General features: G+C 48.2%; 23 protein-coding genes, 1 other RNA gene and 1 riboswitch. Of the genes, 7 read left to right on the top strand and 17 right to left on the bottom strand.

The window, feature by feature from the left end; all coding sequences use genetic code 11:
- Positions 1-32 precede the first annotated feature (32 nt).
- Positions 33-1,286, bottom strand: a complete 1,254-nt coding sequence (glyA, locus tag AC3ZFK_RS00575) for a serine hydroxymethyltransferase (RefSeq protein ID WP_487505831.1) — start codon at positions 1,284-1,286, stop codon at positions 33-35.
- Between the two features lie 280 nt (positions 1,287-1,566).
- Between glyA and ettA the strand changes: the two genes are divergently transcribed.
- Entirely contained in the window at positions 1,567-3,234 is a 1,668-nt protein-coding gene (gene ettA / locus AC3ZFK_RS00570) for an energy-dependent translational throttle protein EttA (RefSeq protein ID WP_487505830.1), read from the top strand.
- 82 nt (positions 3,235-3,316) lie between these two features.
- Positions 3,317-3,886: an elongation factor P-like protein EfpL gene (gene efpL, locus AC3ZFK_RS00565; RefSeq protein WP_487505829.1), complete on the top strand. Its 570-nt coding sequence runs from the start codon at positions 3,317-3,319 to the stop codon at positions 3,884-3,886.
- An 11-nt stretch (positions 3,887-3,897) separates the two neighbouring features.
- On the opposite strand, the gene yidD is transcribed toward efpL, so the two are convergent.
- The 6 genes from yidD to dapA all read right to left on the bottom strand — a co-directional run bounded on the left by yidD (position 3,898) and on the right by dapA (position 12,108).
- Complete coding sequence (yidD, locus tag AC3ZFK_RS00560) at positions 3,898-4,122, bottom strand: membrane protein insertion efficiency factor YidD (RefSeq protein ID WP_487505828.1); 225 nt, start codon at positions 4,120-4,122, stop codon at positions 3,898-3,900.
- On the bottom strand, positions 4,119-5,183 hold the full coding sequence (locus tag AC3ZFK_RS00555; protein WP_487505827.1) for a 3-deoxy-7-phosphoheptulonate synthase: 1,065 nt from the start codon (positions 5,181-5,183) through the stop codon (positions 4,119-4,121). Before AC3ZFK_RS00555 ends, yidD begins: the two co-directional genes overlap by 4 nt.
- A gap of 211 nt (positions 5,184-5,394) precedes the next feature.
- Entirely contained in the window at positions 5,395-9,267 is a 3,873-nt protein-coding gene (purL, locus tag AC3ZFK_RS00550; RefSeq protein ID WP_487505826.1) for a phosphoribosylformylglycinamidine synthase, read from the bottom strand.
- A gap of 22 nt (positions 9,268-9,289) precedes the next feature.
- Positions 9,290-10,057, bottom strand: coding sequence for an MBL fold metallo-hydrolase (locus AC3ZFK_RS00545; protein ID WP_487505825.1), 768 nt, complete (start codon positions 10,055-10,057; stop codon positions 9,290-9,292).
- 3 nt (positions 10,058-10,060) lie between these two features.
- On the bottom strand, positions 10,061-11,212 hold the full coding sequence (gene bamC, locus AC3ZFK_RS00540) for an NlpB/DapX family lipoprotein (RefSeq protein WP_487505824.1): 1,152 nt from the start codon (positions 11,210-11,212) through the stop codon (positions 10,061-10,063).
- Positions 11,213-11,223: 11 nt separating this feature from the next.
- Positions 11,224-12,108 carry a 4-hydroxy-tetrahydrodipicolinate synthase gene (gene dapA / locus AC3ZFK_RS00535; protein WP_487505823.1) on the bottom strand — a complete coding sequence of 295 codons (885 nt, stop codon included), beginning with the start codon at positions 12,106-12,108 and terminating at the stop codon, positions 11,224-11,226.
- Between the two features lie 90 nt (positions 12,109-12,198).
- Between dapA and AC3ZFK_RS00530 the strand changes: the two genes are divergently transcribed.
- Positions 12,199-12,762, top strand: coding sequence for a glycine cleavage system transcriptional repressor (locus AC3ZFK_RS00530; RefSeq protein WP_487505822.1), 564 nt, complete (start codon positions 12,199-12,201; stop codon positions 12,760-12,762).
- A 48-nt stretch (positions 12,763-12,810) separates the two neighbouring features.
- Here the strand turns inward: AC3ZFK_RS00530 and AC3ZFK_RS00525 are convergent, their stop codons facing one another.
- From AC3ZFK_RS00525 to AC3ZFK_RS00480, 10 genes are all read right to left on the bottom strand, one after another.
- Positions 12,811-13,875, bottom strand: coding sequence for an AI-2E family transporter (locus AC3ZFK_RS00525; protein WP_487505821.1), 1,065 nt, complete (start codon positions 13,873-13,875; stop codon positions 12,811-12,813).
- A complete protein-coding gene (locus tag AC3ZFK_RS00520; RefSeq protein WP_487505820.1) occupies positions 13,868-14,227 on the bottom strand; it encodes a hypothetical protein in 360 nt (119 codons plus the stop codon). The genes AC3ZFK_RS00525 and AC3ZFK_RS00520 overlap by 8 nt, the downstream gene beginning before the upstream one ends.
- Positions 14,228-14,246: 19 nt before the next feature.
- Positions 14,247-15,161, bottom strand: coding sequence for a selenium metabolism-associated LysR family transcriptional regulator (locus AC3ZFK_RS00515; RefSeq protein WP_487505819.1), 915 nt, complete (start codon positions 15,159-15,161; stop codon positions 14,247-14,249).
- Between the two features lie 124 nt (positions 15,162-15,285).
- Positions 15,286-16,218, bottom strand: coding sequence for a carbohydrate kinase family protein (locus AC3ZFK_RS00510; RefSeq protein ID WP_487505818.1), 933 nt, complete (start codon positions 16,216-16,218; stop codon positions 15,286-15,288).
- Positions 16,219-16,235: 17 nt separating this feature from the next.
- On the bottom strand, positions 16,236-17,708 hold the full coding sequence (gene gcvPB / locus AC3ZFK_RS00505) for an aminomethyl-transferring glycine dehydrogenase subunit GcvPB (protein WP_487505817.1): 1,473 nt from the start codon (positions 17,706-17,708) through the stop codon (positions 16,236-16,238).
- Positions 17,708-19,081, bottom strand: a complete 1,374-nt coding sequence (gcvPA, locus tag AC3ZFK_RS00500; protein ID WP_487541261.1) for an aminomethyl-transferring glycine dehydrogenase subunit GcvPA — start codon at positions 19,079-19,081, stop codon at positions 17,708-17,710. The genes gcvPB and gcvPA overlap by 1 nt, the downstream gene beginning before the upstream one ends.
- 3 nt (positions 19,082-19,084) lie before the next feature.
- The gene (gcvH, locus tag AC3ZFK_RS00495; protein WP_487541263.1) at positions 19,085-19,468 is read right to left on the bottom strand and encodes a glycine cleavage system protein GcvH; all 384 of its coding nucleotides are present in this window, start codon (positions 19,466-19,468) and stop codon (positions 19,085-19,087) included.
- 27 nt (positions 19,469-19,495) lie between these two features.
- Positions 19,496-20,590, bottom strand: coding sequence for a glycine cleavage system aminomethyltransferase GcvT (gcvT, locus tag AC3ZFK_RS00490; RefSeq protein ID WP_487541265.1), 1,095 nt, complete (start codon positions 20,588-20,590; stop codon positions 19,496-19,498).
- Between the two features lie 152 nt (positions 20,591-20,742).
- Positions 20,743-20,831, bottom strand: a riboswitch (glycine riboswitch).
- An 84-nt stretch (positions 20,832-20,915) separates the two neighbouring features.
- Entirely contained in the window at positions 20,916-22,223 is a 1,308-nt protein-coding gene (pepP, locus tag AC3ZFK_RS00485; protein ID WP_487506292.1) for a Xaa-Pro aminopeptidase, read from the bottom strand.
- An 8-nt stretch (positions 22,224-22,231) separates the two neighbouring features.
- On the bottom strand, positions 22,232-22,813 hold the full coding sequence (locus tag AC3ZFK_RS00480; RefSeq protein WP_487506291.1) for a UPF0149 family protein: 582 nt from the start codon (positions 22,811-22,813) through the stop codon (positions 22,232-22,234).
- 234 nt (positions 22,814-23,047) lie between these two features.
- Here AC3ZFK_RS00480 and AC3ZFK_RS00475 point away from each other — a divergent pair, with 234 nt between their 5' ends.
- From AC3ZFK_RS00475 to AC3ZFK_RS00460, 4 genes are all read left to right on the top strand, one after another.
- Entirely contained in the window at positions 23,048-23,302 is a 255-nt protein-coding gene (locus AC3ZFK_RS00475) for a TIGR02449 family protein (protein WP_487506290.1), read from the top strand.
- A complete protein-coding gene (locus AC3ZFK_RS00470; protein ID WP_487506289.1) occupies positions 23,299-23,613 on the top strand; it encodes a cell division protein ZapA in 315 nt (104 codons plus the stop codon). The genes AC3ZFK_RS00475 and AC3ZFK_RS00470 overlap by 4 nt, the downstream gene beginning before the upstream one ends.
- Before the next feature lie 40 nt (positions 23,614-23,653).
- A non-coding RNA gene (gene ssrS / locus AC3ZFK_RS00465) (6S RNA) lies at positions 23,654-23,838 on the top strand.
- Between the two features lie 18 nt (positions 23,839-23,856).
- Entirely contained in the window at positions 23,857-24,444 is a 588-nt protein-coding gene (locus AC3ZFK_RS00460; protein ID WP_487506288.1) for a 5-formyltetrahydrofolate cyclo-ligase, read from the top strand.
- The last annotated feature ends 108 nt before the right edge of the window (positions 24,445-24,552 follow it).

Below are 24,552 nucleotides of genomic sequence, written 5' to 3'. Positions count from 1 at the left end.
TCTACTCTCTCCTGATGAACATTACAATAACCCTATCTGTATACGGGGAATCGCGCACAAAGATCCAACACCTTCTGCTTCACGCTGGCAATGGTTTCCTGATTCTCTACATCATCCATAACATCACACATCCAGCCGGCAAGCTCCGTTGCCTCACCCTCACCAAACCCGCGAGTGGTGATCGCAGGGGTTCCTACACGGATACCACTGGTTACAAATGGGGACTGCGGATCATTAGGGACCGCATTCTTGTTAACGGTAATATTGGAGTTACCAAGTGCTGCATCAGCTGCTTTTCCAGTAATCCCCTTGCTGATCAGATCAACCAGGAACAGATGGTTATCAGTGCCACCAGATACCACATCATAGCCACGATCAAGAAATACCTGTGCCATTGCCTGCGCATTCAACTTGACCTGATGCTGATAGCTCTTGAATTCTGGATCCAGCGCCTCCTTGAAGGCGACAGCCTTGGCAGCAATAACGTGCATCAGCGGGCCACCCTGAGTACCAGGAAAAACCAGTGAATTCAGCTTTTTCTCAATCTCGGGATTTGATTTGGCCAGAATAATTCCACCACGAGGTCCGCGCAGTGTTTTATGGGTTGTTGTTGTGGTGACATCAGCAATCTGCACGGGACTAGGGTATTCGTCCACAGCAATTAATCCAGCGACATGTGCCATATCAACAAACAGATAGGCACCAACCTCATCTGCAATATTACGGAATCGCTCCCAGTCAACCTCCCTGGAGTAGGCAGAGAAACCAGCCACAATCATTTTTGGTTTATGTTCACGGGCCAGAGACTCCATCTCCTCATAGTCCAACAGCCCTGTATCGTTGTTAAGACCATACTGCACCGCATTGTATATTTTGCCCGAGAAATTTGGTTTTGCGCCATGAGTGAGATGCCCTCCAGCATCAAGACTCATACCAAGAATGGTATCGCCCGGAAGACAGAGCGCCTGATAGACAGCAGCATTTGCCTGTGAACCTGAGTGAGGCTGCACATTGGCATAATCAGCACCAAAAAGCTCCTTGGCACGATCAATTGCCAGCTGTTCTGCAATATCCACATACTCACAACCACCGTAATAGCGTTTTCCTGGATACCCCTCTGCGTATTTATTAGTAAGCTGAGACCCCTGCGCCTCCATAACCCGAGGGCTTGCATAGTTCTCTGATGCAATTAACTCGATATGCTCCTCCTGTCGACGCTCCTCATTCTGCATCGCACCCCATAACTCATCATCAAACCCTGCAATCGCCATATCCTTTGAAAACATCTACCAATCCTTTTAATACATATAGAGTTAATACAACCTTCGATTTTACCACATGAAGCAGGTGATCTTTCTGCCAAAAGCTCTCTTCAAGAGCCATCAAAGATTAAATAATCGTTGACTATTTTAGAATTAAATAATATACTTGCAACCTGTTGGATTGTCCCTCCTGTTCTGATTTCATGGATGACTGTTGCACATGGACGTGCACTTATACTTTCCTCTTTCACATTCGTTATACTCCCCGCCTTTATTAGCCCCACAACAATAGGTTGGAGTATTAATGGCTCAATTTATCTACACCATGAATCGCGTCGGCAAAATTGTGCCGGGCGGTCGAGAAATCCTAAAAGAGATATCTCTCTCTTTTTTCCCGGGCGCAAAAATTGGTGTGCTTGGACTAAATGGCTCAGGCAAATCAACTCTCCTTAAAATTATGGCTGGGCTCGATAGTGAGATTGAGGGAGAGGCTCGTCCACAAGCAGGAATAAACATTGGATACCTTCCCCAAGAACCGCAACTAGACCCTGAAAAAGATGTGCGTGGAAATGTTGAAGAAGGTGTCTCTGAGACCAAGGCACTTCTTAATCGCTTCAATGAGGTTAGTGCCGGTTTTGCTGATCCTGATGCCGACTTTGATGCCTTGCTGGCAGAACAGGCTGAACTTCAGGACAAGATCGACTCTGCAGGCGCCTGGGAACTAGATCGGAAGCTGGAGATAGCAGCAGATGCTCTGAGGCTACCGCCTTGGGATGCAGATGTAACCAAGCTCTCTGGTGGTGAGCGACGCCGGGTCGCTCTCTGTCGCCTGCTACTATCCAATCCTGATATGCTGCTACTTGATGAGCCCACCAACCACCTCGATGCAGAGTCTATCGCCTGGCTGGAACGATTCCTTCACGACTTCCCTGGAACTGTGGTTGCCATCACCCATGACCGCTATTTTCTCGATAATGTGGCTGGCTGGATTCTGGAACTGGACCGTGGGCGCGGTATTCCATGGGAGGGAAATTACTCCTCATGGCTGGAGCAGAAACAGAATCGCCTGCAGATGGAAGAGAAGCATGAGAGTGCTCGTCAAAAAACCATGAAGGAGGAGCTGGAGTGGATTCGCTCAAACCAAAAAGGGCGCCATGCCAAGAGCAAGGCTCGCATAGCCCGCTTTGATGAGCTCTCTTCCCATGATGCACAGGCACGAAACGAGACCCATGAGATATATATCCCACCTGGCCCCAGACTCGGAGACCTTGTAATTGAGGGAGCAGGTATCCGCAAGGGATTTGGAGATCGCCTGCTGGTTGATGATCTTAACTTCAACCTTCCCCCTGGCGGTATTGTCGGAATTATCGGCCCCAATGGTGCCGGTAAAACCACTCTCTTCAGAATGTTGACCGGAGATGAGAAAGCAGATTCTGGAGAGATCAAAATTGGTGAGACGGTGAAGCTCTCCCATGTTGACCAGAGTCGTGACACACTTGACCCCAAACAGACGGTATGGGAATCAATCTCTGGCGGGCAGGAGATTTTGCGGATTGGTGGCTATGAAACCAACTCTCGTGCCTACGTTTCTCGCTTCAATTTCCGTGGTGGTGATCAACAGAAGCGTGTTGGTGACCTCTCCGGTGGTGAGCGCAACCGTGTCCATCTGGCAAAATTATTACAGAGTGGCGGCAATGTGCTGCTGCTTGATGAGCCAACAAATGATCTTGATGTTGAGACCCTGCGCGCACTGGAGGAGGCCCTACTGGCATTCCCTGGCTGCGCAGTAGTGATCTCGCATGATCGCTGGTTCCTTGACCGTATCGCCACCCACATGCTCGCCTTTGAGGGTGACAGCAAGGCGGTCTGGTTTGAGGGAAACTATGCCGATTACGAACAGGATAGAAAGAGACGACTTGGTGCCAAGGCAGATCAGCCGCACAGGATTAAGTATCGTCCAATATCAAAATAATTTGAATAAGTCTCAAGTGATTCCTGCTACTTAGGCGTGTCCGCGGCAGGAATCACCCATACAGTTACAACAGGAAATAGTTATGCCAAAAGCATCAGAACTAAAACGTGGAATGATAGTAGAGATCAACGGTACGCCACATGCGGTAAAAACTGTCGAGTCAAAAAGCCCCTCTTCCAGGGGAGCCTCTACCCTCTACAAAATTCGTTTTACCAATCTGCAGAGTGGCCAGAAACTGGATGAATCATTCAAGGGAGATGATCTGTTAAAAGATGCCGATTGCCTGAAACGACAGGCCCAATATTCATACAGTGATGGTGATAATTTTGTTTTTATGGATATGGATGACTACACCCAATATGAGGTCAATGGAGATGAGCTGTCAGAACAGTCTGGGTATCTGGTTGAAGGGATGGACGGGATCACAGTTCTTCTCTCTGATGACAATGTCTTGGGTATTGAGCTACCTCAAACTGTAACTCTGACTATTATCGAAACCGCTCCTGGAATCAAGGGAGCATCTGCTACCGGCAGAACCAAACCGGCAATTTTATCTACTGGTATAGAGATTCAGGTACCAGAGTACCTTGGGAGCGGAGAAGAGATAAAAGTACATACCGTAACAGGAAAGTTTATCTCCAGAGCCAGGTAGAATTTATCTGTTTAGTGTCCATCTTTTGGGGGTACCGGGTCATGCCCCCCTTCATGCCACGGGTGACAACGCCCGATTCTGCGAATTGCCATCCAGCTACCACGTAGTGCGCCATACTCTTTCAGGGCATCAATTGCATAGCTTGAGCAGGTCGGGGTAAAACGACAGCTCTGCCCCACCCATGGGCTTAGAACGATCTGGTAACCACGTACCAACAGAATCAGAATGGATTTCACGACGATTGGCGTCGTTGCCGTACTGCCTCCGCAAAGCCCTCAAGCAGTCCGACAGTGGCATCCCAGCCAATACAGGCATCAGTTACACTCTGGCCATATACCAGCTCTTCACCCTCACGAATATCCTGTCGCCCCTCAACCAGGTGACTCTCAACCATTACCCCCATAATATTATGGTCACCATGGCTAATCTGATGCGCAACATCGCTACCAACATCAATCTGTCTCTTGTAATCCTTGCGACTATTGGCATGACTAAGATCAATCATCAGTCGCGTATTCTGTTCTGCCTCTCCTAGATCTGCTGCCGCATTCCTCACACTCTCTGCATCATAATTTGGGCGCCCATCACCACCACGCAGTATTACATGACAATCCTCATTACCATTGGTTGAAAAGATTGCGGAGTGCCCCTGCTTGGTAACCGAGAGAAAATGGTGTGGTTGCGAAGCTGCCCAGATCCCGTCAATTGCGATCTGCAGCTTTCCATCTGTTCCATTCTTGAAACCAACCGGACATGACAATCCTGACGCCAGCTCACGGTGAACCTGGCTCTCTGTTGTACGAGCCCCAATGGCTCCCCAGCTTATGAGGTCTGCAATATATTGCGGGGTAATCAGATCAAGGAATTCTGTTGCTGCAGGCACGCCTCTGTTATTGATCTCCAGCAACACCTCACGCGCCATACAGACACCCTTGTTGATATTGAAGCTTTGATCCAGGTCAGGGTCATTGATAAGCCCCTTCCAGCCAACCCGTGTGCGCGGTTTTTCAAAGTAGACACGCATCACTATAACCAACTCTTTAGCGAGATCATCACTTACTACACGTAATCTATCAGCATACTCTTTGGCCGCCTCAACATCATGAATAGAACAAGGACCAACCACAACCACTAGTCTGTCATCGGTTCCATCAAGAATCTGATGAATTGCATTTCTTGTCTCCCAGACTGTTTGCGACGCCTTCTCGGTAATCTGGTGCTGACGATGAACATCCTCGGGGGCTGCAACTTCCTGCATTCCCCTGATACGAAGATCATCTGTATTATGAGCTGTCATCTTTTTCTGTACTCCAGATATTGATCCTTGTGAAAGCAACCTCAGTCTCGCCTATACGGCACGCGCCATGGTCTCTCAACTGCGGCCATCCAGTCCCGCGGACGGTCCGCCTGTACGAGATGGCGATTATGTTCGCAATTATTGAGGCCAGAGTGGGCATTTTATCTCTCACTCTGGAAATATGGAACAGTTCTGACAAGAGAAGACAAAATCAATCTACCCAAACCCTGGCATTACGGAACATGCGCATCCATGGTGCATCCTCATTCCATCCATCAGGGCGCCACGAATATTGGACGCCTCGGAAAACTCGTTCTGGATGAGGCATCATGATGGTAAAACGTCCATCATCAGTTGTATAACCGGTCTCTCCATTGACAGAACCATTAGGATTAAGCGGGTAATTTTCTGTCGGGTTGCCTGTATGGTCTATGTAACGCATTGCAAGTTGCGCCTTACTGCCATGGTCACCAGAGAATTCCACCCTGCCTTCACCATGGGCCACAGCAATTGGAATTCTGGCTCCGGCCATCCCCTGCAAAAAGATCGATGGAGATTCCACCACCTCAACCAGCGACAATCGGCCTTCAAATTGTTCGGAGAGATTCCTCACAAAACGTGGCCAATGGTCAGCACCAGGTATCAGTTCGTGTAGCACCGACATCATCTGACAGCCATTACATACACCAAGCCCAAAGGTATCCTTGCGCTCAAAGAATTTTGCAAATGAATCCCGTACACGACCATTGAATAGTATGGACTTTGCCCACCCCTCGCCAGCACCGAGAACATCTCCATAAGAGAACCCACCACAGGCCACTACCCCACGGAAATCATTAAGATCAACCCGCCCTTCAAGCAGATCACTCATATGGACATCCTGACAATCAAAACCGGCCCGATCAAAGGCAGCAGCCATCTCCACCTGACCATTTACACCCTGCTCACGCAGAATTGCCATCGACGGTCTAACCCCACGCTTGATATATGGTGCTGCAATATCAGCATCGATCTCAAACGAGACAACAGCCGACATTCCCGGATCCTTCACATCCAGCAGACGATCATACTCCTGGTCTGCACAATCCGAGTTGTCACGCAGTCGCTGAATCTGCCAACTAGTCTCTGACCATGCACGCTGCAGGTCAACACGACTCTCATCAACAATAATATCTCCCTGATTGCGTACAGTAATTCTGTCATTATCAGACAGTGTGCCAAGCACATGGGTATGGCTGAATAGACCATAATCACGCAGTTTCTGTTGTACAACCTCCAGATCAGAGTGTCTGATCTGTATTACTGCTCCCAGCTCTTCATTAAAGAGTGCTGCAGAGGGATCACCATCAAGATCATCGATCAACAGTGATAACCCTGTATGGCCAGCAAATGCCATCTCACACAGTGTAGTAAAGAGACCGCCATCTGAACGATCATGATAGGCGAGGATCTGTCCGTCCTCATTCATTTCCTGGATCAGTCCAAAGAAATGACGCATGGCACCAGGATCATTCAGATCTGGCGCATGGTGCCCCACTTGCTTGTATACCTGGGCTAATGCAGACCCTCCAAGACGACTCTTTCCCTTTCCAAGATCAATCAACAAGAGATCACTGTCTCCTGCATCAGTGATTAATTGCGGGGTTAACGTCTTTCTAATGTCCGCACACGGAGCAAAAGCACAGGCGATCAGTGAGATTGGTGCAGTAACAGAGCGCTTCTCGCCATCCTCTTCCCAGACACTCTTCATCGACATGGAGTCCTTGCCAACTGGAACCGAGATATCAAGTTGCTGACATAGTTCAGATACAGCCTTCACCGTATCGAACAGTGCCGCATCTTCACCCGGATGACCTGCTGGGGCCATCCAGTTTGCAGACAATCTAATCTGATCTATTGAACCTATTCTGCTTGCAGCAATATTTGTCAGTGCCTCGCCAACAGCCATACGACCTGAAGCAGCCGGATGGATGAGTGCTGTTGGAGCAGATTCACCAAGCGCCGTAGTCTCACCCGTGTAACTGTTGTAACTGGTTGCAGTTACAGCAACATCAGCCACAGGCACCTGCCATGGACCCACCATCTGATCTCTTGCAACCAATCCGGTAACAGTACGATCACCGATAGTAACAAGGAATGACTTGTTGGCCACCGTTGGCAGACGCAACACCCTGTAGATCGCCTCATGCAAATCAATCTTGTCAGTCTCAAATTCCAGCTTATGGAATGGCTTGTGGTGAACCTCACGCAACATCTTCGGAGGTTTGCCAAATAACACGTCCATAGGCAGATCTATCGGCGTGTTATCAAAGTGGCCATCCCCCATAACAAGTTTCTGCTCTCTGGTGGCCTCACCAATTACTGCATACGGGCATCTCTCACGCTCACAGAGCGCACGAAACTGCTCCATACGTGATGTATCTATGGCAAGAATATAGCGCTCTTGCGCCTCATTACACCAGATCTCCAGAGGAGACATTCCAGGCTCATCATTAAGCACCATTCGCAACTCAAAACGGCCTCCGCGCCCACAATCGTTAACAATCTCCGGCACTGCATTTGATAGTCCGCCTGCCCCCACATCATGAATGGAGACAATAGGATTTTCATTCATCTGCCAACAGCGATCAATCACCTCCTGACATCGACGCTCCATCTCAGGATTGCCTCGTTGCACAGAGGCAAAGTCCAGGCTCTCTGAACTACTGCCACTAGTCATGGATGAGGCAGCTCCACCGCCCAGACCGATCAACATTGCCGGGCCACCCAGAACTACTATCTGTGTACCAGGTGGAATTTCATTTTTCTCTACATCCTTACGCCTGATGTTGCCCATGCCACCAGCCAACATTATCGGTTTGTGATAACCACGCACCTCATCACCTTCCGCTCCCGCCACCTTCTCTTCAAAGGTTCTAAAATAACCATGAATGGCTGGACGCCCAAATTCATTGTTGAATGCGGCCGCCCCAATTGGAGCTTCCAACATGATATCCAGCGCAGATACAATTCTTGATGGCTTACCGTAATCCTTCTCCCAAGGCTGCTCGGCACCAGGAATCCTCAGGTTTGAGACAGAGTATCCAGAGAGGCCTGCCTTTGGTTTAGAGCCACGCCCTGTGGCACCACCATCCCTGATCTCACCACCTGCACCTGTTGCAGCCCCTGGAAATGGGGATATTGCAGTTGGATGGTTATGAGTCTCAGCCTTATAAACAATATCGATCTGCTCCTCTGTTGTGCCATAACGAGACCGATCTCCCTGCGGGAAAAATCTACCACCACCAAATCCTTCGATAACCGCGGCATTATCCTTATATGCAGAGAGCACGCCTTCCGGGTTATTCCTGTGGGTATCACGAATCATGCCAAACAGAGTTTCATCACGCTGTTCGCCATCAATAATCCAGTCTGCATTAAAAATCTTGTGGCGACAGTGTTCCGAGTTTGCCTGGGCAAACATCATCAACTCAACATCATTTGGATTGCGCCCCATCGCCTCGAAGTTTTCCACCAGATAATCAATCTCATCATCTGCCAAGGCGAGCCCCAGAGAGTTATTGGCCTCTTCCAGAGCAACTTTCCCCCCACCAAGAATATCAACACTCATTACCGGTGCTGGCTCGGCAGTGGTAAAGAGAGCCTCTGCATCAGACTCATCATCCAGCACTGTTTCAGTCATCCTGTCATGTATCAGGGAAAACAGCTTGGCCTCATTATCCAAATCCAGACTACCCTCAATCTCCACCCCCCATTCAACTCCACGCTCAATCCTGTGCACATCATTCAGGCCACAGTTGTTGGCAATGTCGGTAGCCTTACTGGCCCATGGAGATATGGTTCCCAGACGGGGCACAACAATAAGCCTTCTACCTCTCAATGAGGTCTCATCATGTGATGGCCCATACTCCAGCAACTTCTCCAGAACAGTCTGCTGCTCTTCAGTCAACGTTGAGTACAGATCAACAAAATGGAGCCACCGGGTTGTAATTCCTTTTACCGCCGGCAGCTCTCTGGAGAATAGTTCTTCCATCTTTCCCAGTCTGAACCGAGAAAGTGCCGGACCACCCTTTATGACTAACATGCAATTACCCTTTTATCATTAATCAAACTATCTCTCTCCAACCCAGCCCATCCTTTTGGCTAGCAATTGAGATCCATTTTTTTTCACAACCCAAGGCACCACTAACTGCGGAAACCGCCTTCTCTTCACAATTATTCTGCTCGCTCAAGTGCATTACAACAAGATGCTGCAGTGAAGATGTATCTATCTCATGCAGCAACATTGCCGCCTGCTGATTACTCAAGTGTCCAAGCCTCCCCATAACCCTTTTCTTTAATGAATATGGATATGGGCCTATAGCCAACATATCAGGATCATAATTGCACTCAAGCAACAGCGCATCACATCCATCAAGCTGTCTTTCTATGTGAGAAGAGACCTCCCCTGTATCAGTCAACAGACCAACCCTTTGCTTCCCATTAGAGAAGGTAAACTGGATCGGCTCCTCTGCATCATGTGACACATGGAATGGGGAAACCTCTATGGCACCAATAGAGAACCTTTCAAACCCACCAATAACTCTGACTGAATCAAACAGACCATGTCTACGCTCAGCCTCCGCTGCAGTACCAGACGTCATCCATACCGGACATCCTGTTTTTTTGGCTAACCGCCTGACACCACCAAGATGATCACCATGCTCATGCGTAACCAGGATCGCATCAATCTCATCGAGAGCTTTTCCCAACCGCTGCAGACGAATCTCAGTCTGTTTCAGTGAGAACCCACAATCAACAAGAATTGTGGTCTCTTCTGTTTCAAACAGTGTCCCATTACCCTTGCTGCCACTTCCCAGAGAGGCAAATCGCATAAACTACTTCAGCTGTTCATGCAGCAAGGTCAGTATTCGTCTGGCTGTTCCAGAATTATCTATCTGCCCGTCAGAAGTCATGACAACAATCCGACTCACCTCTTCATGGGACTCGATACGAATCTGGTACTCACCCTCTTCAGGCTGATCCTCACCACCCCAGAACTTGAGCTTATCCAAAATTCCATCCTGTTCATTATCCTTGAATGGATCTATATAACGAACATAGTAGATTCCTTTGGAACGATCTCGATCCTCAACCGTAAATCCAACTCGGTCCAGCGCATGACCTGTACGTCTCCAGGTCCGAGGGAACCCCTCCTTGACCAATACAAACTTCTCGCCATCAGCAGAATCGACTATACGAGCGCGTTCAACTATACCCTTGCCTTCCAGACCGGCCAGAGCAGTATTAGCCCTGGTTGCCTCCATTCCCAGGAAGGACATAATTCTGCTCAGCAGCTCTGCCTCCAACTCTGCCATTGCTGGATGGGGTTGCCAGACAAAAGAGTCCCCTGATGCAACCTCTTCCATGCGGCGATGACTCAGATATAGCTCTGTAACCCCCTCCTGATCAGTACGTTCCAGTCGGATTCTGAATTTATCACGTGTCCCTGTTGAGTAGAGCATATCTAACGCTTTGCCAAGGATATTACGAATTGGCCCTTCCTTAATCTCTGCACGATTCTCTGCCCAATCGGTCTCCATGATTCCTATTCTTGGATCCTCTCGCTCAATTATGAACCCATTCTTCAACCAAAACTCACGCAGTTTAGACCACAACTGCTCCGGAGTTGCGTTGATCACCAGCCAGCGTTGGTCGCCATCCTTGACCACCCTGATCTCTTTCTGTACCGGCATAACATCCTGCGAGTTCTCCAGCAGCCCCCCAACGCCACCATCAGACTCATAACTCTTGAGTGAGGCAACACCTCCTGGAACCTGGTAAAGATCCTGCATTGTTGAGGTGGTCAAGTCCGGTGGAATTTCGAGTGGCTTTGTCTCTACTGCACTCTCATAACTGAGCTCTTTCTTGTAAGCCTTGTATTTGTCTACAGTATTATCCACTGTGCTGCAGGAGATCAGCGAGAGTGCCCCTAGCAAAATTGCGGCTCCAGGGAGGAGGCCTCTACGATTCATAATTGTTATTTTCATAATTTATCTGGTTACTTTTCTTGATTCACTTCGGCAGCACCTATTGCATCCTTGATAGCAGATCGATACATCTCTGATAGTGGAGTCAAAGGCAGACGTATACCCTCTGCAATCATCCCCATCTCATATAGAGCCCACTTTACCGGAATTGGATTTGCCTCGAGGAAAAGATCGCGATGAAGAAGTTTCAGGGGCTCATTTATTGCGTGCGCCTTTTCACTATCTCCAGCCATTGCCGCCACACACATCTCATGCATCTGTCGTGGTGCCACATTGGCAGTTACCGAGATGGTTCCATGACCACCCTGGAGGATGAAATCGGTACAGGTAGAATCGTCTCCACTATAGATCTCGAACCCATCCTCACTAAGAGAATGAATCGGCTCAATCCTTTCAAGATCACCGGTTGCCTCCTTTACCCCAATAATATTTGGAACTTTTGAAAGCCTGCCAATAGTCTCCGGAAGCATGTCACAGGCTGTACGCCCAGGCACATTGTAGAGAATCTGTGGAATATCAACTGCCTCGGCAACTGCCTTATAGTGCAGATAGAGCCCTTCCTGGGTCGGCTTGTTGTAGTAAGGTGTCACCAGAAGAGCGGCATTGGCACCCTGCTCTTTTGCGCACCTGGTCAGATCGATGGCCTCTTGGGTTGAGTTGGCTCCAGTACCTGCGATAACTGGCACACGACCATTCGATATCCGGATAACTCGCTTAATCACCTCACAATGCTCACTCTCATTCAGAGTAGCTGACTCCCCGGTTGTGCCCATAGCAACAATGGCATCTGTTCCATTCTTGACATGAAACTCAACCAGCTGATCCAGTGCCTCCCAATCCAATCCACCATCAGGGTGCATCGGTGTAACCAGCGCAACCATACTTCCTTGAAACATCGATATTACTCTCTTCTATAAAATGTTTTTCTCTGAACTGTAAATGGTACTTCTGCAAAGGTGCAGTGACAAGATATACTCTCCAATACTATGGAAAAGAAATCACCCACCAATCCCTCACAAACAGTGACTGATAACCTTGTTATCACTGCAATCGGCAAAGATCGCCCAGGAATCATCAATGAGCTCTCCAGAATTGTACTGGAACAGAAGGGCAATGTTGTTGACAGCAGAATGACGGTGCTTGGCGGTGAGTTTGCCATCCTGTTACTGGTCTCCGGGAAATGGGACACTATTGCGCGCCTGGAGGCCACACTGCCAAAATTCCAGGAAAAACTTGAACTCACAATTCTTACCAAGCGAACATCTGATCGCCCCATCAAACATGAACACCTCCCTTACCACGTTGAGGTTATCTCGATTGATCATCCAGGAATCGTCTACAAAGTGGCTGACTTCTTCTCCTCACGGCAGATAAATGTAGAGGAGATGAACACCAGTAGCCACCATGCGCCCCATACAGGAACACCAATGTTTGTATTAAATATGGTTTTGGGAGTCCCAAGAAAAGAGTCAATAACCCAGCTGAGGGAAAACTTTCTCGACTTCTGTGACTCACAAAATCTTGATGGCATGCTCGAGCCTATCAAGTAAGGAAGATCCAATTACGCTTTTTCAGAGGTTCCGTAGCAAGTGAAAAATTTACTGGACAGCCTTCTCCTCCAGAGTCGGCCACGCTGAAATAACCGCTTTAACCAGGGTCGCCAGAGGAATAGCAAAAAATACCCCCCAGAACCCCCAGACTCCCCCAAAAAAGAGTACTGCAACAATAATTGCTACCGGATGCAGATTAACCACCTCAGAGAACAGCAGCGGTACCAGCACATTCCCATCCAGAGCCTGGATAACCCCGTAAACCAGCATTATGGTTCCGAACTCTCCACCCCACCCAAACTGGTAGAAGGCCACTGCAGCCACCGGGATGGTGACAACTGTTGCTCCAACAAATGGCACCAGTACCGAGAGGCCAACCAGAACACCAAGCAGCAGGGAGTACTGAAGGTTCACCACAACAAACGCGATATAGGTTGCACCTCCTACAATCAACATCTCCCAGAATTTACCTCGTATATAATTGCCAATCTGCAGATCCACCTCACTCCAGACCCGCTCTGCCAATGAGCGATCATTCGGCAGAAATGCAGTTACCCATGAAAAAAGTTCTTTTTTATCCTTGAGCATAAAGAAAACCAACAGCGGAATCAGTACCAGATAGATCAGCATGGTTATGATTCCCGGGATATATCCAAGACTTTTCGCAAGCGCCTGCTGTGCAAACTCTGTCATGGAACGGCTGGCAGCATTGGCAATCTCGGTCACCTGCTCAACACTTACAAGTGTCGGATAACTCTCAGGCAGCTGGGAGAGCATATCTCTGCCTGTCTGCACCATTGCCGGTACAGCAGAAAGAAATTGTGTTATCTGGCTGGACAGCAGTGGCAACATGACAACCACCAGAAAAACCATAAAGGCAATAAAGAACAGATAAATCAGCCAAATAGAAAGTGATTTATTTGTCCCACGATGCTGTAGCTGTTCAATTGGCGTGTCCATCAGATAAGCCAGAACAATGGCCACCAGAACGGGGCCCAATATCTGTCCAAATAGAATTACTACCGCAAAAACAGTAGCTAACAGAATTAGCAGAATAACCAACTGTGGGTTGGAGAGTTGACGCTGAAACCAGCTTGAAAAGATATTATTCATCAATATATATCTGATAGTGCGACTGGAAAATCTCCTCCAGCTCATCAATCACCTCGGCTGCCTCACGCCCACTCACCAAATGAGCACTCATCAGATCAGCACTCTGTTTTAATAGTTTATCGTGATTCAACATGGGGTAAGTCTCTGATAATCGTCGGATTGCCATAACAACCCTCTCATTTTTCGGTCGCAGCAGACCCTGTGGGTTCTCTTTTGCGGCTGCCTCCACCACTTCTCCTGATTTCACCCCATCTCCATCATGATGGAGAAAAGTCGCATACCTTAATAGTGCATTACGGTCATCACCACTTAATGCAGAAAATATCTTCCGCAACTGATCAAACGCATCCATCTTTTGATTCAGGGTTTCCTTAACTCAATTCGTCTACCTTGTATGCATCACAATACTCTTTGGCAAATTCCAGTAGCTCATCCATAGCTCGAAGTCTGAACTTCTGCTTCTGATGCACAAAGGAGAATGGGCGAATCATATGAGGATCAAGGTGAATCATCTTGACTGTACCCAACTGCAACTCCTTCTGTATTGATGCCTTGGAGATAATGGTAATTCCGATTCCCGACTCAACAGCACCCTTGATCGCCTCTGGACTACCAAGCTCCATAATGACATTGAGATCAGATGGATTAACTCCAGCCCCTGTCAGATAGTCATGAATCACCTCTCGTGTTCCAGAACCCTCCTCTCGCCATATATATGGGTACTCCTTAAGCTGCTCTATCTTTATAGACTCTTTACTGGACAGCGGATGATCAGGAGGAACAATCAACACCAGCTCATCCTCACGACAGAGGTCAAGCTGTAGCTTCTTATTGGATACCGGGGCCTCTACAATTCCCAGGTCAATTACATTGTTCTCAATCATGGAGACCACACTATCAGTATTTCCAACCTTCAGACGAATCGTAACCGACGGGTGCTTCTCATGAAATCTTCCCAACATGTTAGGTACCATATACTCGGCAATAGTGGTGCTCGCCCCCACAATCAATACACCACTTACCTCTCCGGTCATCTCACGTACTGCATTGTCCATCTCACCATAGAGGTCCAAAATTCTCTCTGCGTACTCAAAGACTCTACCGCCAGCCTCTGTAAGAGTTATTCGATTATGGGTACGATCAAACAGACGGGTATTAAAATAGTCTTCCAGCTGTCTCACCTGAAAAGTGACCGCTGGTTGCGTCATGTGTAGTGACTCTGCAGCTTTTGTGAAGCTGAGCATGCGAGCCACAGTGTGAAAAACTTGTAATCTACGATCTGCCATAATCCTTTCCCAAAATTTCCCCCCTTGGAGAACCTTCCTGATAAAAAGACTTTATAACATAAAAAAGATCAATACTCCAATAGGGAACATAGTGGTATACCGCAACGTTAAAACATAGAGTTACTCAGAACTCCTCATTAAAGGCCTCACGATATGACTCCTTGAACTCCTCCATTGTAAAATGGTGATTCTGGGTGCCATGAGTACCTATCTTTATAGAGCCTAGAAGTGAGGCAATCTGGCCAGTTATCTTCCACTCCATGTCATTGAGCAGACCAAATAGCAGCCCTGCGCGAAAAGCATCACCACAACCTGTTGGATCAAGCGTATGTTCAACAGAAACCGCTGGAATATCAATACGATGCCCACCAGCGTAGATAATCGACCCCTCTCCCCCACGGGTGACAATCAGCGCATTCACACGCTCTGCAATCTCTACCGCACTCAATCCGGTACGCTCCTGCATCAAGGCAGACTCATAATCATTTACCGCAATCCATGTGGCTTGATCAATAAATTGAATAAGGTCCTCCTTGCCAAACATCGGTAGCCCCTGACCAGGGTCAAAAATAAATGGAATATCTGCCTCTGCAAACTGAGCGGCATGCTCCACCATTCCTTCACGACCATCAGGTGAGACAATCCCCAGAGAGACCCCCTCAATATCAGAGACAGAGTTAAGGTGTGAAGAATTCATGGCACCGGGATGAAATGCAGTTATCTGGTTATCATCCATATCTGTGGTTATAAATGCCTGAGCAGTATAATTATTTGTGATTTCCTGCAATCCACTAGTGGCAATACCAAACTTCTCCATCCATTCACGATAGGGGGCAAAATCAATGCCGACAGTTGCCATTGGGATCGGTTTTTCACCCAACAAATTGAGGTTGTAGGCGATATTGCCAGCCGTTCCTCCAAACTCCCGTCTCATCTCAGGAACCAGAAAAGACACATTTAACATGTGAACCTTATCCGGAAGAATATGATTCTTGAATTTATCCGGAAAAACCATTATCTGATCAAATGCATATGAACCACATATAAGTGCTGTCATTTTCTGCTAATTCCTTATTACTGTTTATACCAATTCAAATCCAACTCTCTTGCTGCACGCACATCATCCAGGCGCCTTACCGGTAGCGTCCAGGGGGCGCCCTTTACCTGATCCGGAGACTCTTTCGCCTCTCGCAGAATCTGCGCCATTACATCCACAAATGCATCCAGTGTCGCCTTGTCTTCAGTCTCTGTTGGCTCAATCAAGAGACACTCTGGAATCAGCAAAGGAAAATATGTGGTTGGGGCATGGTGCCCATAATCCAGCAGACGCTTGGCAAAATCCATGGCAGATATACCAAGCTCCTTTGCCTCTCTCTTCAGAGTAACAATAAACTCATGAGTTGCTCGTCGCTCAGGAATAGCCAGAGTAAAACCAGCCTGCTCCATCTTCTTCATCAGATAGTTGGCATTCAAAACTGAATAGTCTGCAACTCGTTCCATACCATCTGTGCCCAACATCCTTGCATAGATGTATGCGCGCAACAGTATTCCTACATTGCCACTCCACGCAGAGAGGCGTCCAATACTCTCAGGGCGATCCTGCTCCTCCATCCACCCAAACTCTGGTGGCTGATCTGGAGAATCACCATCGATCTTCTTGACCATAGGGATGGGAAGATATGGGGCGAGTCGCCTGTTTGCAACCACAGGCCCTGCACCTGGCCCACCACCTCCGTGAGGGGTTGAAAAGGTCTTGTGAACATTAATATGGATAACATCAAATCCCATATCACCGGGACGGGTCTTACCAAGAATTGCGTTCAGATTAGCGCCATCATAGTAGAGCAACCCTCCAGCCTTATGCATGATGTCAGCAATCTCTTCAATCCTGCGCTCGAACACTCCAAGAGTTGATGGATTGGTCAGCATAATTCCAGCTGTCTGCGGCCCAACCACCTCACGCAGCGCATCCACATCCACATCGCCGGACTCATTGGTTGCAATCTCTCTTACCTTATAACCACACATAACCGCAGAGGCAGGATTTGTACCGTGTGCCGCATCAGGGACAAGAATCTCACTTCTTGCATCATCTCCCCGTGCATCGTGGTAGGCACGGATCATGGCAACCCCGGCAAACTCACCCTGAGCCCCTGCGGCTGGAGTCAATGATGCAGCCTCCATACCGGTTACACTCTGAAGTATCTCCTGTAACTCATATAGAGATGCCATTACCCCCTGCCCCAGAGCAGCATCACCTGCAGGGTGACGATTGAGGAAACCGGATTGCATTGCCAACGTATTGCAACCTCGAGGGTTGTACTTCATGGTACAAGAGCCCAGAGGATAAAAATTAGTATCAATCGAAAAGTTCTTCTGTGAAAGCCGGGTATAGTGGCGTACTGCCTGCAGCTCAGACACTTCTGGAAGATCAACTCTCTTCTCTCTCTTCAGCAAATCTGGAATATCAACCAGTGGCTTTTTCTGCTCACCAACATACTGTGCCCTGTTACTTCTACCAGACTCTGAGCGCTCAAAAATCAACATTAGATCTTCTCCCCTGCCAACACACTCTCCAGGGCTGTGGCAAAACGCTCTATTTCACTATTACTACGCAACTCTGTGGCACAAATTAACAACATATTCTTTCCCAATTCCGGGTAGTTTTCAGAGAGCTGGATTCCTCCCACAATATCCTGCCAAACCAGTGCTGCCAGCACCTCGCCAGCATCTCTTGGCAACTCGACAACCACCTCATGAAAGAATGGTGACGAGAAGTGTTGAGTCACCCCATCAATAGCTGTCAACCGCTCAACCATTTTGTGACTATTATGGTGTGATCCTGTAGCCATCTGCTCCAGCCCATCACTCCCCATTAAGCTCATGAAAATTGTGGAGGCTGTTACCATCAGCCCCTGATTAGTGCATATATTGGAGGTCGCCTTCGAGCGACGGATATGCTGCTCTCTGGCCTGCAGAGTCAAGGTAAATCCGGGATGATCTTCAAGATCACGAGTCTGTCCAACAAGACGTCCCGGCAACTGCCTAACCAGCGCCTTCGTACAACACAAAAAGCCAAGGAATGGGCCTCCGGAAGAGAGCGGAACACCAAGTGGCTGGCCCTCACCACAGACAATATCGGCCCCCTTCTCTCCCCATTCACCAGGTGGGCTAAGTACAGTAACTGCTATCGGATTAACACAACCAACCACCAACATGCCGTGTTTATGCGCCATATCAGTCAGACCATGTACATCCTCGAGTGTACCAAAGTAGCCAGGCAACGGGATAACCAGCGCCGCATAATCATCCCCCTCATCAATTTTCAGAGAGGCGGGGTCAAGCGCACCGGTCTTGGCATCATAGTCCAACTCAACCAACTCAATCCCTTGATGGCGCACCAATGTATCAACTACCTTTCTATAGGCTGGATTCACTGTTCTTGGCATCAAAATTCGTTTTGACTTTGAGCGACGATTTGCCCGTACCGCCATCAATACAGCCTCGGCCAGAGCTGATGCTCCATCATAGAGTGATGCATTCGAGACATCCATTGCCATCAGGCTGGATATCATTGACTGGTACTCATAAAGCATCTGCAAGGTACCCTGGCTTGCCTCAGCCTGATATGGGGTATAGGCAGTATAAAATTCACCACGTGTTGCAAGTTCCCATACTGCAGCCGGAATATGGTGCTGATAGGCTCCTCCACCAGCAAAACAGAGCACTCCATCATCTGCTGAAGAGCGTTCCCGCATCAGCTGCCCGATCTCCATCTCACCCATTCCTGCAAATGGATTTTCAGGATTTTCTGCATGAAGAGTTTCTGGAATCTCCTCAAACAGCTCATCAATCTGCCCGACACCAATAGTATCGAGCATAGCCTCAGTCTCGGCTTGTGTATGGGGAATAAATGGCATCTACTACTCCGCCTCTACAACCGCAGCATAACTGTCTGCATCAAGCAGCTGATCAAGATCTCCCTCATCAGCGAGCTTGATTTTCAGAATCCATGAATCATAAGGGGCATCATTCACCTGTTCCGGGCCATCCATCAACTTCTCATTGACCTCAACAATCTCACCTGCCAGAGGTGCATAGAGATCAGATGCAGCCTTTACCGACTCCACCACTCCGCACTCCCCCTCGGCATCAACCTGAGCACCAACCTCTGGCAACTCGACGAACACAATATCTCCCAATAACTCCTGAGCATGATCGGTAATACCAACTGTTACGGTACCTGCATCATTTCGAATCCACTCATGGCTCTTGCTATATTTCAGATCAGCTGGAATTTCACTCATTTCAATCTTCCTCTTACACTTTAATAATCAGTTAACCGCTTTGCCATTTCGTACAAACACCGGTTTCCCAACTGTTGCCGAAATACGTTTACCTCTAATATCAACATCACAACTTTCTACTACAGATGACTCAATGCGAGCCAGAGCAATTGTTCTGTTCAGGGTTGGTGAGAACCCTCCACTAGTTATCTCACCAATCTCTCTCTCACCAACAAACAGCTTCTGATGAGAGCGCATAATCCCCCTGCCATCAAGCAACAGCCCTACCAACTTGCGTGGCACCCCTGCGGATTTCTGCTGCTCAAGAACAGATCGCCCAATAAATTCTCTCTCTTCGGGATCCAGTGCAACCGTCCAGGATAGTCCCGACTCCAGGGGGGTCGTCTCCTCGGTCATATCTGCACCATATAGCATCATGCCAGACTCAAGGCGGAGGGTATCTCTGGCACCCAAACCACATGGCTCAATACCTGCGTCCACCATTGCCTGCCAGAATGGTTCAGCATCCTCATGGGGCAACATAACCTCGAAGCCATCCTCACCTGTATATCCGGTACGGGCAACAAACCACTCTTTTACTTCAGCAGCGTAGAAACGCTCCAGTGATTCAACTCTCTCCCTGGAATCCTCTCCCAGCCACTGCAGCAGAATTGAGCGAGCCTCTGGCCCCTGTACTGCAACCATGGAGAGCTCTGGCTTCTCGGTTAGGAGAGCATCAAATCCGGCGAGCTGTGCCTGCATCCAGGCCAGGTCATTGGTTCTGGTTGCTGCATTGGTAACTATTCTATAGTTATTCTGGCCCATCCAGTAGACAATCAGGTCATCAACCACCCCACCATGCTCATTCAACATACAGGAGTAGAGTGCCTTGCCCTCGGTCTTTAGGCGAGAAATATCATTGGCCAATAGCCTGGAAAGATAACCAGCTGCACCTGATCCAGAGAGGTCACTAACTACCATATGGGAGACATCGAACATTCCTGCTCTGTTACGAATGGCGTGGTGCTCATCGACCTGTGATCCATAATGAAGTGGCATCTCCCATCCAGAGAAATCAACCATCTTTGCACCTGCACGCTTGTGTGCCTTATTGAGTGCGGTCTTCATTAATTCTTGTGACATATTCTGGCTCTTGGTCTATTGCTAACGTAGCCGCACACAAAGCGCATACGGCCACAACAAACCCCTCTGTCCGGGAACCTGAGAGATTGGGCAAACTTCATAAATCTGCCTTCCCCTTCGGTAGATCGTAAAGATCTTCTCCAGAGCCAGTATTAGATATCGTAGTCCTTTTGCCTGAGCGTTTCCGGGCTGTTGCGCCTTCGGCGGCCTGCTAGAGCAGACTCTCTCCCACGATCCGAAACTGAGTTGAAAATTCTACCCTTATCCGTCAGGCAGTGCCATTCGGATTTTAAATAGGTAGAAAATTATTGAGAGGTCATCAAACTCAATGAGACATCAATGATTCAATCTCGGCAACGCTCCTGGGGGCCCCCTCGGTTATAACCTCGCACCCCTTACTGGTAATCACAACATCATCCTCGATGCGAATACCAATCCCCTGCCATTTCCTGGCAACCCCTTTCATCCCTTGCGGGATATAGATCCCTGGCTCAACTGTCATCACCATCCCCGGCTCCAGTTGACGCCACTTGCCACCCACCTTGTATTCACCAACATCATGAACATCCATTCCTAGCCAGTGGCTGGTCTGATGCATATAGAATCTCTTGTACTCCTCATCCTTGATTAAACTGCTAAGATCACCTTTCAGAATTTTCAGCTCCAACAACCCCCTGGTTACAGCCCTTACAGCGGCACGGTGGGGAGCATCAAAACGTCTGCCCGGGCGCATCTGTCTTATTGCTGCTTTTTGTGCTGCAAGAACAACCTCATAGAGCTGACGTTGCACCGTAGAAAAACGGCCATTTACAGGAAATGTGCGAGTAATATCTGCAGCATATCCATCATACTCTGCTCCCGCATCAATCAATACCATCTCACCATTCTGGAGCTGCTTGCTGTTTTTTATGTAGTGAAGCGTACAGGCACTATTTCCACCTGCCACAATCGAATCATAGGCCACAGTCCGTACCCCATGAGCTGAAAACTCGTGAAGAATCTCCCCCTCGACCTCTGACTCAGATATCTCCGGACGGCAATATCTCATTGCCCTGCGATGTGCTGCAACCGTAATAGCTGCAGCTTTTTTCATAAGACGAATCTCTGCAGCTGACTTAATCAGGCGCATCTCATGCAAGAGCGGATCCAGCAACTGCACCGTCTGCGGAGTCACAATACCGGCACGACTCTGCTGGCGAAATAATCTCAACTGCTTGAGCAGGCCCCGCTCAATCGTGCTCTCCTCACCCAGATTGAAATAGAGGTACTGTACTCCTGCAAGCAGATCCGGCAGTTTTTCACTCCATTGCCCAATAGGCCATGCCTCTGTCATCCCCATCTCTGAAACAGCACGCTCTGTCCCCAGCCTCTCGCCCGTCCACTGCTCTTGCTCTCGATCTCTCTCCTGACAGAACAGCATCCATGACCCCTTACTGCCGCTCTTCTTGATAACCAGAACCGCATCCGGCTCTGCAAACCCGGTCAGATAATAGAAGTCACTCTCAGGATGGTATGAATACTCAACATCTCGGTTGCGCATGTGATGTGGAGCTGCCGACAGAATAGCAATGGAGTCAGGCTTCATCTTTCTTAACAGCTGCCTGCGACGGCCTGCAAATACATTCTGGTTCATGATATTTCTTAGTGAATAGTCTCGTTTAGTGGCAGGGAGCCAATCGGGCTCTTTACGGAATTGCTCCCCTCATACAGAAGCATGGTACCAATACGTACATGCTCAACCACCTGCAGGAAATCCATCTCATCCTCCTCATCCCCATGGTCATCCTCTCCCTCGATGAAACTGGCACGAGATATCTCCATCAGGTCTTTCAGAAACTCCTGTTGCACCTCACTCTCCTGAAAATCCTCACTGGCTGATGCAATACCGTATCCATATAGAAATCCCTCACACCATGCAGCCAGAGCTTCGGTACGCACATCAAGGGGCTCATCTTCCGGCAGAAACAGCTCAAACTGCAGCTCGTCACCATTCAATTGCTGAGCCACATCAGCAACCATCCTGGCTATCATGGCAACATCCTCTCGGGCCTGCAGATTAGCCTCGTCACGCTCTCCAACAACCTCCTTGAGCCAGCCAATCTCATCCTCTGCATGGCCAGACATCAGACGACCACAGAAAGAGCCATGAAGCTCTGCCCCATCCATTGCGAGTGATAAACGTCTTAATGCATCACTAACATCATTGTATTGAATCTTTTCCATCCCCCCATTCTCTCAAATACAGAGAACTGCGCAACTTTCAGGAGGCTCTGATTAAGTCACTTCGTGACCCAATCAGATCTCCCTTACAAGTTATTTTATGGGGGAAGGGTTATAATTCAGCATATTACAACAACATCTATAGAGCCCTTCCCCCAAACCCCCATCCCATTAATCTTTTTCAGATATTCTTTCACTATTGAAGATTTATTACGATCACTCTATAGTCCTCCCATTATGGCCAAGAAAAAAACCACAAAAAAGAGTTCTGCGGGTGGAAGCCAGTGGCAGCCGGAGATCAAAAATCTGGAGCACAGAATCGGCGAACTGATTAGCCTCTGTAATACCTTGCGTGAGGAGAACGGAGATCTGCGTGGAAAAATACAGGACGTCATCACAGAGCGTGATGAGTTGGTGGAAAAAAATCAACTTACAGTCAAGAGTGTTGAATCCATTCTCTCATCTGTAAAAATACTGGAAAAACAGTCATGACCAAAAGTACACCAGTAACCATCAGCATTCTGCAAAAAGAGTACAAGATCTCCTGTCCTCCAGAAGAGCAAAACTCACTTATTGAGTCAGCGTCAATCGTTGACAAGAAAATGCGCGAGATAAGAAAACAGGGGAAAAGTGTTGGTCAGGATCGCATTGCCATAATGGCGGCACTCAACATTGCTCATGAACTACTGCATAATCACTCTGATCAGCAGCAGGGTGCAGTTGACGTGGCGGATGAACTGGTTCGCCTGCGAGGCCAGGTGGAGGCTGCACTTCACCAAGGCAAGCAATTAGAGCTTGAATAATTACCCAAACAGGTGTAGCTTATATACCTATAGATTTTGGTGTCTACTGTAGTATTTGATCACCGGGACTCGATCCTTGATCCTTAACTCACGACCCTGGGAGCTAATTTTATTAAAGGCGTGTGCAGGTCCGATTATCGGAAAGCCTAAACCTTTAGTTCAGGCTCCCCTCCTTGAACTCTATGGTTCAGGGACGTTGGCCCGACCGGTACATACGGTAGACACCACCCTACACTCCCCCTCATGAAAGCCACCGCCACTCTCCGTAATAAAATCCGCGAGAAGAGACGTGCTCTTCCTGAAGCGGTGCGCCAGGCCAACTCGGCAGAGCTCTTTGGCCACTTGATCAACCACCATGTTTTCAAGCGTAGCCGCAGAATTGCAGGATTTATTGCCAGTGACGGGGAACAGGATCCCGAGCTAATTATTGATCGAGCTATTCACGATGGTAAGGAGTGTTTTCTCCCTGTCTTGAACAGACTGCATGGCAACAGATTATGGTTTGCTCCACTCCATGAAGATAGCAATCTTGTTATCAATAAATATGGGATTCCGGAACCGGAGATATTTCCTCCAAAACCAACTCCAACCTGGACCCTTGATCTTGTGCTTACCCCACTTGTAGCTTTTGATTCAGCTGGAGGACGCATAGGGATGGGCGGCGGATATTATGATAGAACCTTCTCTCATCCAAAACGCTCGAGCAATAGCAGGCGTCCATTTCTGCTTGGAGTGGCCCACTCATTCCAGGAGGTTAAATCAATAAAAAAAGAGCCGTGGGATATTCCACTTGACGGCATTGCCACAGAGAAAGGGGTTACTGTTTTCTAATTAGTTTATAGCCATAAACTAATTAGAAAACAGTATGGTAATATTTGCATTTAAAATCAGGAACTACTTATTTTATTTAGCTTATTATTAATAAACAATATTGATTAC

The organism is Candidatus Thiopontia autotrophica (genome assembly GCF_982804495.1).
This window is presented reverse-complemented; position numbering and strand designations above follow the sequence as displayed.

Excerpts from the sequence above, each read along its gene's own strand:
- efpL (WP_487505829.1), top strand. The coding sequence starts at position 3,317 with ATGCCAAAAGCATCAGAACTAAAACGTGGAATGATAGTAGAGATCAAC.
- gcvPA (WP_487541261.1), bottom strand. The coding sequence starts at position 19,081 with ATGCCATTTATTCCCCATACACAAGCCGAGACTGAGGCTATGCTCGAT.
- AC3ZFK_RS00520 (WP_487505820.1), bottom strand. The coding sequence starts at position 14,227 with ATGGATGCGTTTGATCAGTTGCGGAAGATATTTTCTGCATTAAGTGGT.
- AC3ZFK_RS00475 (WP_487506290.1), top strand. The coding sequence starts at position 23,048 with ATGGCCAAGAAAAAAACCACAAAAAAGAGTTCTGCGGGTGGAAGCCAG.
- AC3ZFK_RS00510 (WP_487505818.1), bottom strand. The coding sequence starts at position 16,218 with ATGACAGCACTTATATGTGGTTCATATGCATTTGATCAGATAATGGTT.
- gcvT (WP_487541265.1), bottom strand. The coding sequence starts at position 20,590 with ATGTCACAAGAATTAATGAAGACCGCACTCAATAAGGCACACAAGCGT.
- AC3ZFK_RS00555 (WP_487505827.1), bottom strand. The coding sequence starts at position 5,183 with ATGACAGCTCATAATACAGATGATCTTCGTATCAGGGGAATGCAGGAA.
- AC3ZFK_RS00530 (WP_487505822.1), top strand. The coding sequence starts at position 12,199 with ATGGAAAAGAAATCACCCACCAATCCCTCACAAACAGTGACTGATAAC.
- pepP (WP_487506292.1), bottom strand. The coding sequence starts at position 22,223 with ATGAACCAGAATGTATTTGCAGGCCGTCGCAGGCAGCTGTTAAGAAAG.
- AC3ZFK_RS00545 (WP_487505825.1), bottom strand. The coding sequence starts at position 10,057 with ATGCGATTTGCCTCTCTGGGAAGTGGCAGCAAGGGTAATGGGACACTG.
- gcvPB (WP_487505817.1), bottom strand. The coding sequence starts at position 17,708 with ATGTTGATTTTTGAGCGCTCAGAGTCTGGTAGAAGTAACAGGGCACAG.
- purL (WP_487505826.1), bottom strand. The coding sequence starts at position 9,267 with ATGTTAGTCATAAAGGGTGGTCCGGCACTTTCTCGGTTCAGACTGGGA.
- glyA (WP_487505831.1), bottom strand. The coding sequence starts at position 1,286 with ATGTTTTCAAAGGATATGGCGATTGCAGGGTTTGATGATGAGTTATGG.
- AC3ZFK_RS00515 (WP_487505819.1), bottom strand. The coding sequence starts at position 15,161 with ATGGCAGATCGTAGATTACAAGTTTTTCACACTGTGGCTCGCATGCTC.
- dapA (WP_487505823.1), bottom strand. The coding sequence starts at position 12,108 with ATGTTTCAAGGAAGTATGGTTGCGCTGGTTACACCGATGCACCCTGAT.
- AC3ZFK_RS00460 (WP_487506288.1), top strand. The coding sequence starts at position 23,857 with ATGAAAGCCACCGCCACTCTCCGTAATAAAATCCGCGAGAAGAGACGT.
- bamC (WP_487505824.1), bottom strand. The coding sequence starts at position 11,212 with ATGAAAATAACAATTATGAATCGTAGAGGCCTCCTCCCTGGAGCCGCA.
- ettA (WP_487505830.1), top strand. The coding sequence starts at position 1,567 with ATGGCTCAATTTATCTACACCATGAATCGCGTCGGCAAAATTGTGCCG.
- AC3ZFK_RS00525 (WP_487505821.1), bottom strand. The coding sequence starts at position 13,875 with ATGAATAATATCTTTTCAAGCTGGTTTCAGCGTCAACTCTCCAACCCA.
- AC3ZFK_RS00480 (WP_487506291.1), bottom strand. The coding sequence starts at position 22,813 with ATGGAAAAGATTCAATACAATGATGTTAGTGATGCATTAAGACGTTTA.
- AC3ZFK_RS00470 (WP_487506289.1), top strand. The coding sequence starts at position 23,299 with ATGACCAAAAGTACACCAGTAACCATCAGCATTCTGCAAAAAGAGTAC.
- gcvH (WP_487541263.1), bottom strand. The coding sequence starts at position 19,468 with ATGAGTGAAATTCCAGCTGATCTGAAATATAGCAAGAGCCATGAGTGG.